This window comes from Vibrio sp. 10N.222.54.A3 (assembly GCF_041474095.1).
Classification (GTDB): Bacteria; Pseudomonadota; Gammaproteobacteria; order Enterobacterales; family Vibrionaceae; genus Vibrio; species Vibrio crassostreae_C.
Map to the genome: position 1 here is coordinate 1 of NZ_JBFRTN010000059.1, position 16060 is coordinate 16060.

The following is a 16060-nucleotide window of genomic DNA, read 5'->3' on the forward strand; positions in this document are numbered from 1 at the left end:
GTGTCGTCTACTCGACAAAGGTGTTTCTGCGAATGTCGTAAGTCGCTTGCAAGTTAACCTATACTAACTAACCATGATTTTTCATCGATATGTCAGATCGAGTCTTAGCTACTATTTATAGCGGCTAAGTTTGACATTGAACGTATGAAACCTGATTAGTCGTGTTAGAGGGGTATGACCCCTCCAACACGTTCTCAGTCTATAATAAAGTTTTGTGGCACAAAAGATCTAATTAATGAGTATAATTTTAGGTGTATGATAATCCAGCTTTTTTACATAGATGTTGAGCAAAATACTTCCTCGTAGTTGAACCACCAGAAGCGACTTTATATGTTCCGTCTTCAGATAAAGCAAGAAACGAACACTCTGACCAATGTCGAGCTCTTCTCGAATAGTCCAAACGACCTAATTTTTCAGCTACAGAATAAATATGATTGGTGCGACTCGCAGGAGTGAGGTCAATACAATTATTCCATACCTGATGAAACACCAAACCCAAAGACTGAATCAGTGTCGTAACAAGTTGAAAACCGTTTCTATTCATTGAAAAGTCATCTCCTTGCTCGTAGATCCATGTTTCGAGAAAAAGTATCAGATCGCTCTTAATTGTATTGACATGTGTATCTCCCAAAAGTGCACCGTCAGGCATTTCTCTGGTTCCTTTTAATCGACTCTGCATACTAAACCCACCAATACCTCCAAGCACAAATCGAGTTAATGAGTTTAAGGTCATAATGTATTCGCTAGACTCTGTAATCTTCTCTCCCTCTATCGACATTCCGCCGTGAGAGACAATAACAGGTAACTCACCTAATTCACGAGCGAGGTTGGTTACTGGATCTGAGCGAAGCACTTTCATTAGTTTGTTCATTGTTAGCGGTTGTTGTTGGCCGTTAACGTCGACAAACATCTGAGCAAATTCATCTTCTGTTAAAGCTCCTCCAGAATCTTTGAAAATGAACATTACCGGGATTTCTAATGATGCCATTTGGTCTCGGATTTCGGCTCGTCGAGCAAGGCGTGCGCTTGAATCTCGACTTACCTGAAGCAAGAAGTTATCGAACCCCCCGATAACTGCCCCGCCAGTACTAAGCCTTCCAATACCATCAATGACAAATGTATTCTCAGTCTCTATTTCTAACCAATCACTTAAGTTAATTTGACCAGATTTTTCAAAACTAACGCCATGCATGCAGCCCACTAAAACAGGTGGAATAACACTACCAATATCAGTTGTACCACTTAAATGTTTGTAGCAAAAATCTTCAAATCCATTTCGACGTCTTGGTGTCGCAACTCGCTGAATATCATCATATATTGGTCTTAGGTGTTCGGGGGTAAGGTCTAACGAACAACTCCTCAATAGTTCAGATAATGTCATATGTGCTAAGAAAGTTTTAACACCATTGAAACTGCCTTCACTGGATGAACCATATACTAGTTTTCTAGTGACTCCATGTCGCATAGTTGGCGCAGGGATAGTCATTTCCAAATTAATTGCCTCATATTTGTTTAGTTTTTTAAGAAGGTGACGAATTATTGATCGGGGCGAAGCCCCGATCAAATGTTTTTTTAAATTTTTTGGTAAAGTTATGAGGATAAGAACTGTAAGAATTTTAAATAATGATAAAAAAAGACGTTGTAACGTTAAGAGGAATTGGTGTCGCCCCTTTTGGTCGAGAGGCTAGTTCTCTTCAGTGTACGCTCCCTCTTTCTGAGATCTCTGAATTTTGTTCGCTACCTGACGTGTTGGAAGGGGCACAAAACATAATTGCTGATATGTCAAGACCAGTCAACTTATCAGAAGTTAAGCGAGTTCAAAGCTACTTATTAGGCTTATTGAATAACACTGGTATGAATCCGTTATTGACTGTAACAATTGCAGTAGAAGAGTGTTTTAAAGAGGTTATAGATGAGACACCGGGTTTAGTATCAATAACCTACTCTCCAAAAAAAGCGTATATAATCAATGATATACAAACGATAGCCGCATACACTTCGATTACCAAATACGAATCTGAAATTGTTAGATCTCCAGCCCTAGGTATTGACGAACAAAAAGCTGAAAGCCTTAACTCTAAGATCGCTATGTTGCCGACTCTTATTAACGTCATTTACAGAAGCAATGAAAATATACGCAAGCGCGAGATAGTTTCACTACTTAACTCATACAACAACCTTGATACTAGAATTCATTCAATGTCACTCGGAGTATATGAGGACGAAACTCATCCAATTATGTTAGCTGTAACGGATATAGCTAGAGCGATCAATATAGAGAAGTTCGGGGGGATGTCGATATCCTCTCGGCTTACAAAAAATGATTCATATGTAACGACTCAAACATCGATGGCCGGATTGGTACTAGCCGCCATTGGCGGAAAAAGCGCAAGGTTGACTACTCCTTTACCCCAAAAACTTCCAAACAAAAAGATAATTACAGAAGAACTCATCAATGAAACCAAACAGTTAATTATCGATTTTTTGAAAGTCTGGTTATCGACTCTTGGGACGCAGTTTGAGAAAGACCCTGACGGCTTTCATTGCTCTTCTCAAGTTTGGCAAGCGCTAGGTCTGGTTATTCATCATTTACACGAAGTTGATGTTGCTGATTCCGTAAGTGAATCAGCAAAGGTTCTTGCTCATCTAGACTATGATAAGGCTGCAAAGCATTGGAGTAACTGTAGTGCGTTAAAGCTTGATGCTACTGGTAAGTACTATATTAATGCGACAGGGGGAGGAAGAAGTTTGAGAGATGGAATAGCAAAATATTTCATTTCGCTACTTTGACTCATGAACCTACTAGTAGCTCACGAAGAAATAGATGTATGCAGAGACGTTTGAGCTTATGTTAATTGTTAGCTTGTTCAGGTCAGAGAAATAGAATTCCGAAGTACATGATGTATACGCTCTAAACCATTTCCAACAATGAGTTAGCTATAATGTGTTTACCCGTGGCATTTTCTAGCACGTTTGTGCCCCATTCTCACTTAGAGTAATTGCTCTTCGTTAAGCGAGTCTGCTGAGATTATCCAAAATTTTCTAATGTTAGAAACGGATAAACACTCTGGGTATTGAACCTAAACATGTTGGCAGAAATAGTAAGATTATCTCCCAACAGCATTAACTGTTGGGGAGGATATAAAGGTGAATGTTGTCTTTCGGATGTTAGTTAACAGAATTCGAAACTATGTTCTTCGAGGTCCTAAAATGCCGAATTAGCTACTTTTGTTAGGTAAGCTATAAATATCATTAATGGCAAAGTACCTCCCCAACGATGAAGAGTGTAAGTGGCTTGTTTGTTACTCGATGATTGTGATTTAAGCAAGGGAACAGCAAGCATTACACCTAATACCCCTGTTAAAATAATCATGTAAGGAATATCTCGGCTTACGACTTGCTCTGGAATGATCAACTCTTGACCTACTATCGAAGGTATAGCGATTACTCCCAATAAATTGAAAATATTCGAGCCTATTACAGTGGCAAATACAATGTCGTACATTCCTCTGCGCACTCCAGCAATCGCAGCCGCCAGTTCGGGTAAGCTTGTCCCAAATGCAATTATAGTCAATCCAATGGTAAGCTCGCTCAAACCAGCTAGTTGAGCCAAGTTAACCGCTCCCCAGACCATTAACCGCGATGAGGTTAACAGCAGTAACAACATCACTAAACTTTCCCACCCGGCTCGTTTTTTAGTTAATGGCAAGAACTCGAGATCATCTTCAGAAACCTCACCTTGTCTTACGGACTTAGCTAAATAGAAACAGTATACGGCTAGAAAAATCACCAATAATAGACCGTCTGTAATATTTAGCTTTCCTGTGGACATCAGTGCGCTACAGATCAGCATTGATCCTGCCAATATCGGAAACTCTTTTTTGATAAAGCGCTTGTTAGCTTGGATGGGAGCCATTAACACAGCAATGGAAAGCACAAGACCAATATTAATAATATTAGAACCAATACCATTGCCTACAGCCAACTCTCCTGCATTATTTAAAGCAGCAACGGCGGATACGAGTAATTCGGGGGCCGATGTTCCAAACGCAACAACAGTCATACCTATAAAAATCAATGATATGTTGCAATGCTTGGCATAGGTTGCAGATGCAGAAATAAGCCGATCTGCACTGAATGCCACTAAAACTAAGCCGATTGATAACGCTAACGATGGGAGTAAAAAAACAGTCATAGAAAAAGTATTCAGAGGGCTTATAACAAACACGAACAACCCCACACTTAGCCCTCGCATAAAGTGTGTAAGTTGTTCGAGTCTCGCTGGGTAGGTACTAAAAACTACTGGTTGCACCATGACGTCTAGTCAAATATGTTGACACAACCTTTTGCAATGCTAGCAAAGCAAAATAGCTACTCCCTCAAACTGGTGAAGACTATAAACGCATAGAGCTAGAAAAGCAATTTGCAGTACGTAGACTAATCCGTAATTTGCTAATTTAGCAAAACCGTTGACACACTTTTGTCCAGAGATGTGATGGCGGGGTATGAAACACGAAAATGCCCCATTGTTGGTTAGAGTTCGAGATAGTAAATATCGTGTTTATATATATTAACCCTATAAGAGGTAATCCGACCGAGTCTACCCTTCAGAATTTCTCAGATATGCAGTATCGACCATAGGGATATTTAAAACTTTTGAGTTAATTTTATGCGGTGAAGAAAGGCGTTACTATATATGGAGTACTTTTGGTACTTTAGCTGAGAATTCATGCCGCCTAGCATGTTCAAATAGCAAGGCGGCAATAGACTTTTGAACGAAATGTTAGTTCGCTTCGACGCCATTGATGAATGTCTTCCCAAGTGATTGCTTGATCGTTGTGGTGTAGTTACCTGACTCTTCTTCGTTCCACAGTCTGTCCAATGCGTTTTGGTTGATTTCAAGTAATTTAACTAGCTTTGGTGTGATAGTGACATTGAAGTCAACTTTAAGGGACTTCTCAAATGCCTCTTCTGATTCTCGGTTAGTTAAGCCTTTATAATTTTTAGGCATTATTTCAATTTCTCCATCGGAACTTGAGTCATTAACGAAGATGTTGATATTCTCGAATTTGATCCCATTACCTATTATGGATTTAAAAGCAGCCTCAATTGTTTCCTCTGTAGGATTTCTTTCAATCAAACCGATGAAGCTATTAAGCTCTTGAGTATTAACTCCTTTAATCTCACCACTTAAGCCAAGTTTGTTCGATAGTTGGGTGATGTTTGGAGATTGAAGATCTAGTGAGTCAACTTTCCAATCAAGCTTCAGGCTCGTATTGTCTTCAATTGTAATTGCTGAATGAAACTTCGCGTCTTTGAAGCTAAATCCACCAGATCGATCGTTGAAACCTCCATCATTTGCAATTATTTCAGTATTATGGGTGTCATTAGTGATATTTGACTTAAGCTCAATGCCGTTTATATAGGCCTGTTCTCTTCTTTCAGAGATTCTAATTCCGTCAATTTTTGTGGATGTAGTGAAGGCTTCTTTATTGCCTTTAAACAGAATCTCAACATCGCCAAGTTTGAAGTTGCTTGAGCGGCCTGTATTGATTTCTCCAAGTGAGAAGTTGCTTTGTAGATCTAAAGACTGATTGCTGGTATCGAATGTGTATTTTATGCTTTCATTTAAGCTTGCTACCTCTCTGATTAACGTTGAGGTAAGTCCTTTATCCTTCGGGAGACTAAAATTACCTTCAACGCTAAGTCCGAATGGCGCAACCGTTGCTGTGTGGCTTAGGTAGATTGGTTCAGGAAGTCTTTTTGAACCATTGTTTATGTAGATAGCGAAATTCTGCTTGATATTGTTATTGTTGATTTCCGTATCGATCAGTTGGGCATCAATGAATTGGTTTTTTAGTCCAATTAGTGAGCTTTCAACTTCACTGGTCACAGTTTCTACTGCATTCTTAATCAACATGTTATTGGCAACCAAGGCACCACCACCGATGATCGCTGTACAGCTGATTGCAATTAAAGTTTTTTTCATCTTTGCCTCTGATAAATATAGGAATCAATTAGTTATGCTATTTTATATGAATTCAGTTGCTTTCGCACCATAAACCAATTCTTCCCATTAGCGCTCAACAATTACTTTGTTATACCTGTAGTTATTCATTAAATACTAATTTAGAAAAGTCACTGACACGGAATTGTCCAGAGATGTGTTACCACACCATACTTTGGGACAAGAACGCCTTAGTGCTACGACTTTAAAACGTTTGTGCCCCAAAACGTTCTAGCCTATGACTCAGAACTCATTTTTTGTCACTCACTTACCTATTTTTATAATAATTCAATATGATAAGTCGGTCTGTATCTGTCTAGCATGTAGGTTGCATTCACTTCGACTTCGACAAATCTCTTCTGCTCGAATGTCAGTAACAGTCATAAAATCCACAACGTATTCAGTCAGTTACAGCGGCTCGTATTCTATTGAGTTTTGCATCTCTAAGATCATTCGATTAACTTTGATTTTCTTTTGAATACGTTCAGGAAAAAGAGAGGAATACTCTGCCGTATCTAGCTGCTTGAAATCTAGAGCGATACTGTTAATGATTTTGATATACTTATCGCCGACTTCTTTAAGATCATTCAAACGGTTTGTTTCCTTACTAATCGCTCTCTGCAAGTCTTGTTGTTTACTCCAAAGTCTATCTAAATTAACACCACTCTCTAACTCAGCTTTCTTTCCCTCTAGACTCTCCGTTTCTTGTTTTAGCCGTTTGACACGGTTTTCTAACTCGGTTAACGCTTCATTTGATACACCTTTTCTATCAAGTGCGGCTTCAAGTTCACTCGTGATTTTATAATGTGCTCCATCCAATATTTGTTGCGCTGTTCTTTGAGCGCTTTCAACCATTGATAACTCTTGTTTTAGAGCATTATCGGTAATCATTTGAGCATTATTTCTAGTATCTTCTATTTCCGAAGCTAACTCAGCTAGAACATCATCTCTAACTTCTACTCTGACCTTTTCACGTTGTTGTTCTGCTTCAACTCTCGCATTGTCAATAATTCTTCCCGCCTCTAACTTGTTAAGATAGATGGCTTGCTTGAGTTGTTCTAATTCTTGATTTAAAGATGACTTCTCTTCTTCAAGCCGCAGTACCACAACTTGAAGGTCATTCGCTAGGGACTTTATCTGCTTATAGAGCTCTTTTTGCTCCCGCTCTTTTTCTTGCCACTTTCCAACCCTTTGTTTTATTCGGTCGACCCTTTCCTTAGCTTGTTCCTCACGCTCAGAAATGTTTTCAGTAATTCTTTGAACTTGTTTGCGATGCCTTGCTATCTTTCTCAACAACATACTTCTTTCTTTGCTGATACTCATCGCGGCTTGCTGCTCAATAAAATCCCAGAATGGATTTAGCGGATTTAATGCTGTTATCTGAACTTTTACATTTTCATAACTGTTCAGCAGCGAATCTGAGTCCAATCCAACTAGAAATAACTCCAGAGCACTCCTGCCCTGCTTTCGAAAGTCCACTATTTTATCTGGTGGGGTTTCATGAGTATTAGTAACTTCCACGTAATACTCTTCCCTACCGATCTGGCAAACGACATCTGGAATCCTTCCGTCTCGATAGACCTCTAGACGGACATTTTTCACACGTACCATTTCGCAATCACTAGAATCAAAAATGCCACTGGAATATGGATGAGGAATGAGCTTCTCTCGTTCGATGAACTCCTTTGCACTCAAATGCAACTGGGTTTCATACGAATAGCGACATTCTGCGTTACTTTGATGGCGTAAGTAGCTAGCTATGCCTTTATTACTATGTGCGGCAACCATGAAGTCTCCACAGCAAGGACAGACAACGTCATCCTGAGTGCCACTTTCTAGCTCAACAACAGGAACAACTCTACTCTCACTTAGCTTCCACCCAAAAATAGAACGACTTCTCATGCACACCTCAACACTGGAAAAATAGTGATGGTTAAAAATACAAAATATGGAATAAATCTCATATTAATTATCACAAGATTATCAAGTCAAAGACAATGTGTGCCTACTTCGTGTGATCTGCATCATCAATGCTAAACACCAAGTTAAGCGACCTTTCCTTACTTCACGTAATTTATGACATGTTAATGTCCTGATTTGCGATACTGATTTCTTTCTAAATGGGTGTTTAACTCAGCAGATCAACTTTATTCTCAATCTTTTGCACTGCCTCAATATGTATCGGGCTAAAAGTTTGACAAAAGATGGACTCAATGCTTAGATTAGATTGTATATTGTACAATAATCAAATAGCACATGGATTTAGCAGGTGACAAAATGGATGAGGTTCACTTTAGACAAGAGGAAATTGATGCCTTCGGTTTTACTCAGGATGAAATCGATAAGCATGCTGACAAGTCCTCCACGGTTAAGTACAGCGGTCTATTGAAGGACTTCCTTGTCGTAAAAGCTAATGTAACGAAATATCCAAAACTCAAAATATCAATTATAAATGGTGAACAAAAGGCCAGCATTCATGCACAGAACCAAAAAGATAAAGATGAACCAAAAAAGATAGATTTGCCGCTAATAGTAAAACCCAATGGAACTCTGGCCTTCCTTGAAAATACATATATACATTGGAGAGCTAACTCAGCTAGAAAACTCAAATACAGCACTCTTGAGAGAGAGGCGTTAGCGCTAATGGATTTCTGTCGGTACTGTTCTTTAAGTGAATGGTCTCACCCTGTAACCAATATAAAAGAACAAATGACCTACAGGAGTTTGACTGAAAATACAGAACAGGGAGCACCAAGTCTTTACGGAGACCATTTGTTTGATAGTTTGCAAGAGATTGACCCTGAGACAGGTATTGTCTTAAAAAAAGGATACGCACCTTCAACAGCAATGCTGTATGTAAGGGTTGCAGCCAAATTTTACTCTTGGCTTATTTCATGTAATTTCCTGACAATAAATAAAGACTACATGCCTTACAAAAAGGAATTGATAAACTTCACTAAAAGTTACGAATACACTAATGAGAGTATGTTATCTCACCTAGATAGCGCAAAAATCATTACGATAGAAACATCTGATTTAATACAGCGCTTTGCCAACTCCCCATTAACAAACTCTGTCGAACCACATAAAAGACTAAAACCAATGACTCCTGACGATAGAGAGATGTTTGAGTATTATTTAAAGCATGAAGCTAACAAAGCATTAAGCCTTATGGCTAAGCTGTCTTTAGAAACTGGTTTAAGGGGGCAAGAGTTAATTTCTTTTCCTGAAACATACATTTCTGACGAGTATCTAGATCTTGATTTCATTAAGGTGAATATAGGGTTACATAATGGATGTAAAACGAAATATGGTAAGCCCAGAACTATTGAAATACCATCATCTTTAATGGGCGAGCTTTTTGAGTACAAGCTATCAAACAAGCGCATGGAAGCACTTAAAAAAGTAGGAATTGAATTAGGTGAAGATGATAATCAAATCGGTGATAATGCTCATGGCCGCTTATTTGTAACTAGAAAGGGGTTTCCTTACGCTAAAAGTACCTTTCAACGGTTTATGAGTGATTCAAGGTCAGATATAAATGATGCGATAAACAAAGGTCTATCAAAAATTGTTAAAGACAAGCTGAAAGAGATATCAAGAGAGGTAATAAATTTTCACGAGGAAAAGAGAAGGCTAACACATAAAGCTATACCACGATGGTATTACAGACCTCATGATTTACGCTCCACCTTTGCTACAAGGTGGTTACTTAGAGAAAGCAAGGAACGAAAATGTCCAATTGACCTGCTTATTGATGAATTAGCAGAGTTAATGGGTCACAAAAGTAATAAATCAACGGAAAAGTATATAAATTTCCTAAATGAAAAAATCAAACGCTTTAATCAAGCGAGGAAGAAAAATACTTTCCTCACATCCGTGATTTACTAAATTTAGGTGACCTAAATGGCAAGAAGAAGTATTTTAGCCAGAAACTCTAAAATTAAGCTAACTCAAAGGGAAGCTAGGGTTGAGAAGGATTTTAATGAATCATGGCTAGAATTCAAGCACCTAAAGCGAACTATTAATTTATCTGAGCTATTTTTTAAGTCAGGGAATAAATCTGGCATTCAAATACCTAAGAGAATTGAATACGTAAAAAACGTTGCAAGAGGCATCAATCTTGCGCTTATGGATAAAAGGTCTACTTACACATTTACAAATTCTTACTACAGTTTTCGTAGGTATGTGTATTGGTGTGACAAAAATAAACTAGACCCATTTTCGAGAGACGGATATTTAGGGTATGTAGGTGATGATGGTAAACTAAAAAACTTGATTAAACAAAACGACGAGGCGTTACCATTTCTTTTTGATTATGATGATGGAGATAAGCTTGGAATTACTGAAAAATATGCTTTAAACAGCAATGGGCATATACGAAAATATCTAAAACTTTCAGGAGCATTTGATCCATTATGGGATTCAGCACGTGAACCTTTCTCAGAAAAAGATCAAAAACTAACAATATCTTATTCAAGTGATGTAACAAAAATCGCAGTTAAACGCCTGTCAAATGTATTTGATTCATTATTTAACGCGGTTAAAGAACATTACTTGAAATGTGGCAATACAATTCCAGATGACTTAACAGTCGAAGTAACTTCATTAGGTGAGGTTAACTTTAATGGTAATACCCGTCAGTGTGAATCACCAATTAATACTCTCATGCTTTCTGGCTATGCCTTATTCTGTTTTTACACTGCTCTCAATCAAAGTGTAATTCTAAAATCTGCACATCCTATTATCATCGACAAAAGAAACTATAAAGACAAAACTATTAAAATGATATCGTTAAGTTTATGGAAAACAAGATCTGGAAAGTTTGTAGCTAGTGAGTTAACTGATGAAGTTCATGATATTAATAAAAACGAATTTGATATCGATGTGGAAAAAAAGACAGGGGTTAATCTTGTCGAAAAACTAGTTGAAATTGCTGAAATGTTTGGCACAACAGAAAAGGGAGCACCATTATTCTGGAATATGAGTAAAAATAGTGAGATCATTGAATTTGATATTGGGTGGATGAAGTTCCTATCAGAAAAGTTGAATATTAAACCAATTGACACTACTCCTTGCAACCATATATTTGCAGCAGCATTATCATTGGCGACTAAAAACGCATTCCTCGAAATTTTCAGCAAGAATAATGAGGAAGGTGAAAGAGTTGTCTCAAAAAAAACCATTAATTTAACTAAGGGAAAAGCTTACAAAGAAGTCTGTTCCTGCGCAATAGCCTTGATCTCAAGCTACAACGAACCTGAATCATTTTATGGAGCGAAGATTCCACTTACTTATACTAAAACTGAAGGAGGGTTTTCAATTGGATTCGAAAATGATATCGGTTCTGGGGAGTTTTATATTCCGGCTGAATATGAACAAACAATAAGAGACCTTGAGTCTTGGGCAATGTCTTTTAAGGAAAATAAATATCTTATTCCATTGAAAGAAGCTCAGCGAGGGCGTCAAGTTTATGTATGGAACAATCCGAAACTACCACCATCACTACATCAAACGATAAAATGGCTCGGAATAGGTCATGGTCATTATTACTTAGACCTAACCTCAAGGCGTTTTAGGTCCTTTACTGCTGAGATGCTTTATTCAGACGAGGATATGGGTGCTGAGGGTTCACTGATCTTGGATAATGATATTAATGCTTTTGACGTTGCTTATTCAGGTGGTAACCCAGAATTTAATCAGTTAATATTCTCACAAGCTTTGGAGGTTGCCTCCTTGATATTTAAAGGTATAGAAAAGGAAAAGGCCAAAGAAAAACTACTTAAATATTTAAAGAAAGAAGTTTTAGCTTACGATAAACTAATCGCTGATAAGATGTACTTTAATCAAAACGGCTTTGCATGTAATGGTAAGCCAGATATTAATAAGGATATAGCTAAAGACTTACATCGTTCCGCCTCATTGCGAGCTGAAAATTTAGGTGTCGGACAAGCAAAATCAATTCCATGCTATCAGTTAGATCAATGCTGCTACTGTAATAGTGCAAAGATGGCCGATGATGAAAACCAAATCTATAAGATGATTTCGTTCGTCGAGATATTAAAAAATAAAGCAGATCAAAAGCCTGATGATGAAAGTGAGTTAATGAAATCAGCTCATTACTTAATGCTCATAATTCATGAGAACATACCTCATGAAACTATTAACAATGCTCAAAAAAGACTTTTATTTGAGGGATTGCACCCACTAGTAAGAAGTATGGATGTAGCTGAATTGATAATTTAGGTGGGATATGGACAGTGTTTTTGGAAGTGCCTGTAAAGTATCAGCATATAAATTCTCCAGATGGGATAAGTATGCAAATAAACATATTGAAGGATTAAAGAGCGCCTTACTAGATGCAATAAAAAGTGGCGACTTAAAAAGTTTATATGACTTCCCAATATTAGTAGGAGATAACGGAAAGATACTTATATCTTTTAAAGATAACATTTGGGGATTCAGGAAATATTTAAAAAATCAAATTTTGATAACCTTTATCTAGCAAATATGAATTTTACTTCAGTTGATGCAATTGACGACGAGTTTTATTCTATTATTACTACGTTACCAAGTAAAATGCGTGATGAGATTAAAGTTTTTATGCTCTACTCTCTTTTTCTTGAAAGAAAAAAAACCACTAAAATAGATTCCGTTTATAACTATACACAAGAGCTAAAGAATCTATTGATGGAGTTATCTGACTTTGGAATTAGGAGTTTTAGTGAATTGACTTCTCGAAAACTTAGAGAGGCGATAGATAATGGATTTGTTGAAATAAATAAAAAGAAAATTGGAGTTATAAACCTGTTTTCAAAAATGGAAGATATACCATTCAGACCACAAGATTCAGGTTCATATATAAATAAAAATTTTCCAGAAGTCAATAAATCAGAAGTGGAACAACACTGTGTTATACCTTTGTCAGTTTACAAAACTCTGATCGATGAAGCTGAAGAAGTGATTGACAATTATTATAATCATCGTATTGAAATACAGAATAAAATAAGGCACATACAAGCACTTCAATTCGAAGAAACCCAAAGGTATATTCATGAAATGCGAATCGGAGTGCGCATTCCATCAGCCAACTATGATCAAAAAACATATAAATCATTAATGAACCATTTCAAAATGAATGGTATTGATTTTGTTGATAACTACAAAGACGGTGAAAGTTGGGTGGATATATATAACGCATTCAATCCTAATATCAAGTCATTTGATATAATGCCACATGCATATAAACCTAGCACAATTTCGTATGACTTGAACTTGTCATTTCATCGTTTTTCGGGGCTAAAAGAGTTCAAAAAGTTTCTTTATCAGGTTGATGCTGCATGTCGATTTATGGTTCAAGCTATGTCGGGAATGCGTACTGATGAGCTATATAGGATGCACTCAGAGTATGGCTTGCAATCTACAACAGTTCAAGGTCAGTTGATATATTTACTGACAACTCGCCAATCAAAAATAGTTAAAGGTAAAAACTCCATTAATGATGTTTATGTCACAAGTAAATTTGGAGCAAAAGCATATCAATTGATGAATGCTATCCACCAACCATTAAGAGAATTCTTTACTGAAGATAAACACCGCTTCTTTGGTTCACATCAAAAATGGTCGCATAACATTCCCCAGACTAAATCTGCTAACAAAGTGGCGAGATGGGCAAGAGGCGTTATTACTGAAAAACATGGTGGTCTAACATCTGAGGATCTAAAGCAACTCAATATCTCAGACCCTTCAAGAAGAGTCAATACTGAACTCGGCGCAGTCTATCATTTTAATGTCCACCAATTACGGCGCTCTTTAGCATATTACCTTATTGGGTATGAACTGCTTAGTTATCCTCAATTGAAACAACAACTGTCCCACTTTTCTTTAGCTATGACCAAATGGTATGCACGGAATGCTAAGAGTTACGCAAGATTTTATCGGGAGACGGAAGAGGAGCGCTTGGAGCAGCAAGCAAACTTAATGGTCAGAATTTACAATAAGATCGCAAACAAAGAAAGAGTTGGCGGTGGTAAAGCTAAACTTGTCAGTGACAATCTCGCTCAAAGAGGCGTAAATCATTTTGTAGAAGGGACTGGAGATAGGCTTTTATCCAAGGCTTATTGGAAAAGAACTTTGCGAAAGAAGACTCAACATGTCCACGCAATTGCACCAGCCATGTATTGCACTAATAATAAATGCTCAATGCGTATTGCTATTGATTTGAGTGATTGCTTAGATTGTGAGTTTGATTTTATTGAGTTTGCTCAATATGCAGAACAGATTCGCATAGTAGCTCAACGTGATTTACTTATTGCAGAGGAACTGGGTGAGTTATCACCATCGTACGCCGCAAAAGCCGTTGTGCAAATAAAAAGTGCTGAAAAGCTCATGAAAGAATTAAATGTTGATTATACGGAGTATCAACCTACTGATGCTGTTAAGAACATCCTGATTAATATAAAGAGTATTATCTAATGAAAGTTTATATTTCGCCTCGAAGACAGGCCAAGATTAAGGTTTTTCTAAAAGCAATAGATAGCATTTTATCTGGAAATCCAAAACAGAAATCGAAAATGGACACCCTTTCACTTAACAACAAAAATGTTGAAATTGAATCAGGACAGTTTTTAAAGCATTTCCCTGAAGTGAAGTCCTTTATAAAGGCAAAAAAAGCCGATTCTACAGTGGCTTGGGCGGATAATGGAGTGTTCATGTCACCTGAAAATGGCCGCGTTATTACAAAGTCAGAGTTAGAAAATACTGATAAGGTATTGGAGAATGAACGTCTTGAGGAAGAAAGAGATAATGCACGTATGGCAGCCACTATGTACAAGCAACAGGCTGATACCTTATCTAAGACCTTAGAGACGAGGTTAGGAGAACATCATGAAATGTTTTTTGTATTGCTGGACAATATTCCTGATGCTAAGAAAGAGCGGATAATCAAGAAATTCGAAGACAATGTCAGGCCGATTAATGCCGGATTAAAAGAAATTTAGAGACACAATGTTGGACGTTTTCAACGATGTTAAACGTCCAAATTTCGTACATTTCTCGTTAAAATTGGACGTTTTAGTTTTGACCTATGAACGCTAAGATTTGAAAGTTATAGAACATATAACTAACTGATTAATAGTATATAGAAACCCAAAAGTCCAATAATTTGTCAATATAGGTTACCCATTGTAATCACCCGCTTCTGCATCATCACTGATGAGGAACGTCACATTAAAATGGCGATCGTTGACAAGCACACAACACCGCTTATTTCAGTAAACGATCCTGAACTAATGCTTGCTAAGCCTGCATCACTGACTGCTGCAACAGGTATGGATGCGCTAACACACGCAATCGAAGCTTACGTTTCTATCGCAGCGACACCAATTACAGACGCTGTAGCGATTAAAGCCATTGAACTTGTACAAGCTCACCTAAGAACGGCAGTAGCGCACGGCGAAGACATTGAAGCACGTGAACAAATGGCTTACGCACAGTTCATGGCGGGTATGGCATTCAACAACGCTTCTCTTGGTTATGTTCACGCAATGGCGCACCAACTGGGTGGTTTCTACGATCTTCCACACGGTGTGTGTAATGCTATCTTGCTACCACACGTTCAACGCTACAACGCGCAAGTTTGTCCTGAGCGTCTACGTGATGTTGCAAAAGCAATGGGCGTTAACGTTGAAGGTATGTCACCAGAGCAAGGTGCAGAAGCTGCGATCGAAGCAATTGTTCAACTAGCAAATGACGTGAACATCCCAACAGGTATCGCGCAACTTGGTGCGAAGCTAGAAGATATCCCTACTCTGTCTGACAACGCACTGAAAGACGCATGTGGTTTTACTAATCCTAAACAAGCGACCCACGAAGAAATCTCTGCGATTTTCGAAGCGGCAATGTAATCTGCCATTAAGTCACTTATAAACTTATCGACAAACGGGCTCACCTACTGAGCCCGTTTTCTTTACCTGCCATATGTTATTCAAGTCTCTGTTTTGAATAGCCACTGATTAAGATAAATCTCTTTAAAAGTCGCATTGTCATAACTGC

10 protein-coding genes and 1 pseudogene are annotated in these 16060 nt (G+C 37.8%); 7 read left to right on the forward strand and 4 right to left on the reverse strand.

Going from position 1 to position 16060, the window contains the following annotated elements:
* Nucleotides 1–247: 247 nt before the first annotated feature.
* Nucleotides 248–1486 (reverse strand): hypothetical protein, encoded by a 1239-nt coding sequence (locus AB4507_RS13015; RefSeq protein WP_372182816.1) that lies wholly within the window; start codon nucleotides 1484–1486, stop codon nucleotides 248–250.
* A gap of 137 nt (nucleotides 1487–1623) precedes the next feature.
* On the opposite strand from AB4507_RS13015, the gene AB4507_RS13020 reads away from it, so the two are divergent.
* Nucleotides 1624–2790: a DNA sulfur modification protein DndB gene (locus tag AB4507_RS13020; protein ID WP_372182801.1), complete on the forward strand. Its 1167-nt coding sequence runs from the start codon at nucleotides 1624–1626 to the stop codon at nucleotides 2788–2790.
* 415 nt (nucleotides 2791–3205) lie between these two features.
* Here the strand turns inward: AB4507_RS13020 and AB4507_RS13025 are convergent, their stop codons facing one another.
* From AB4507_RS13025 to AB4507_RS13035, 3 genes are all read right to left on the reverse strand, one after another.
* On the reverse strand, nucleotides 3206–4228 hold the full coding sequence (locus tag AB4507_RS13025; protein ID WP_372182802.1) for a calcium/sodium antiporter: 1023 nt from the start codon (nucleotides 4226–4228) through the stop codon (nucleotides 3206–3208).
* Between the two features lie 555 nt (nucleotides 4229–4783).
* Nucleotides 4784–5989: a hypothetical protein gene (locus AB4507_RS13030; protein WP_372182803.1), complete on the reverse strand. Its 1206-nt coding sequence runs from the start codon at nucleotides 5987–5989 to the stop codon at nucleotides 4784–4786.
* 426 nt (nucleotides 5990–6415) lie between these two features.
* Nucleotides 6416–7909 carry a hypothetical protein gene (locus AB4507_RS13035; RefSeq protein ID WP_372149667.1) on the reverse strand — a complete coding sequence of 498 codons (1494 nt, stop codon included), beginning with the start codon at nucleotides 7907–7909 and terminating at the stop codon, nucleotides 6416–6418.
* 354 nt (nucleotides 7910–8263) lie between these two features.
* Here AB4507_RS13035 and AB4507_RS13040 point away from each other — a divergent pair, with 354 nt between their 5' ends.
* From AB4507_RS13040 to AB4507_RS13065, 6 genes and pseudogenes are all read left to right on the forward strand, one after another.
* Nucleotides 8264–9898 (forward strand): site-specific integrase, encoded by a 1635-nt coding sequence (locus AB4507_RS13040; protein WP_136982841.1) that lies wholly within the window; start codon nucleotides 8264–8266, stop codon nucleotides 9896–9898.
* Nucleotides 9899–9913: 15 nt separating this feature from the next.
* Nucleotides 9914–12253 (forward strand): hypothetical protein, encoded by a 2340-nt coding sequence (locus AB4507_RS13045; RefSeq protein WP_372182804.1) that lies wholly within the window; start codon nucleotides 9914–9916, stop codon nucleotides 12251–12253.
* A 7-nt stretch (nucleotides 12254–12260) separates the two neighbouring features.
* Nucleotides 12261–12512, forward strand: a complete 252-nt coding sequence (locus AB4507_RS13050; RefSeq protein WP_372182805.1) for a hypothetical protein — start codon at nucleotides 12261–12263, stop codon at nucleotides 12510–12512.
* Entirely contained in the window at nucleotides 12461–14482 is a 2022-nt protein-coding gene (locus AB4507_RS13055) for a hypothetical protein (RefSeq protein WP_372182806.1), read from the forward strand. The genes AB4507_RS13050 and AB4507_RS13055 overlap by 52 nt, the downstream gene beginning before the upstream one ends.
* On the forward strand, nucleotides 14482–15006 hold the full coding sequence (locus tag AB4507_RS13060) for a hypothetical protein (RefSeq protein ID WP_372182807.1): 525 nt from the start codon (nucleotides 14482–14484) through the stop codon (nucleotides 15004–15006). Before AB4507_RS13055 ends, AB4507_RS13060 begins: the two co-directional genes overlap by 1 nt.
* A 189-nt stretch (nucleotides 15007–15195) precedes the next feature.
* Nucleotides 15196–15912: pseudogene (locus tag AB4507_RS13065) on the forward strand (iron-containing alcohol dehydrogenase); the annotation flags it as partial.
* Nucleotides 15913–16060 lie beyond the last annotated feature (148 nt).

What these genes read in the sequence shown, in the direction of transcription:
- AB4507_RS13015 (WP_372182816.1), bottom strand. Translation starts at nt 1,486, where the DNA reads ATGACTATCCCTGCGCCAACTATGCGACATGGAGTCACTAGAAAACTA.
- AB4507_RS13020 (WP_372182801.1), top strand. Translation starts at nt 1,624, where the DNA reads ATGATAAAAAAAGACGTTGTAACGTTAAGAGGAATTGGTGTCGCCCCT.
- AB4507_RS13030 (WP_372182803.1), bottom strand. Translation starts at nt 5,989, where the DNA reads ATGAAAAAAACTTTAATTGCAATCAGCTGTACAGCGATCATCGGTGGT.
- AB4507_RS13035 (WP_372149667.1), bottom strand. Translation starts at nt 7,909, where the DNA reads ATGAGAAGTCGTTCTATTTTTGGGTGGAAGCTAAGTGAGAGTAGAGTT.
- AB4507_RS13040 (WP_136982841.1), top strand. Translation starts at nt 8,264, where the DNA reads ATGGATTTAGCAGGTGACAAAATGGATGAGGTTCACTTTAGACAAGAG.
- AB4507_RS13045 (WP_372182804.1), top strand. Translation starts at nt 9,914, where the DNA reads ATGGCAAGAAGAAGTATTTTAGCCAGAAACTCTAAAATTAAGCTAACT.
- AB4507_RS13050 (WP_372182805.1), top strand. Translation starts at nt 12,261, where the DNA reads ATGGACAGTGTTTTTGGAAGTGCCTGTAAAGTATCAGCATATAAATTC.
- AB4507_RS13060 (WP_372182807.1), top strand. Translation starts at nt 14,482, where the DNA reads ATGAAAGTTTATATTTCGCCTCGAAGACAGGCCAAGATTAAGGTTTTT.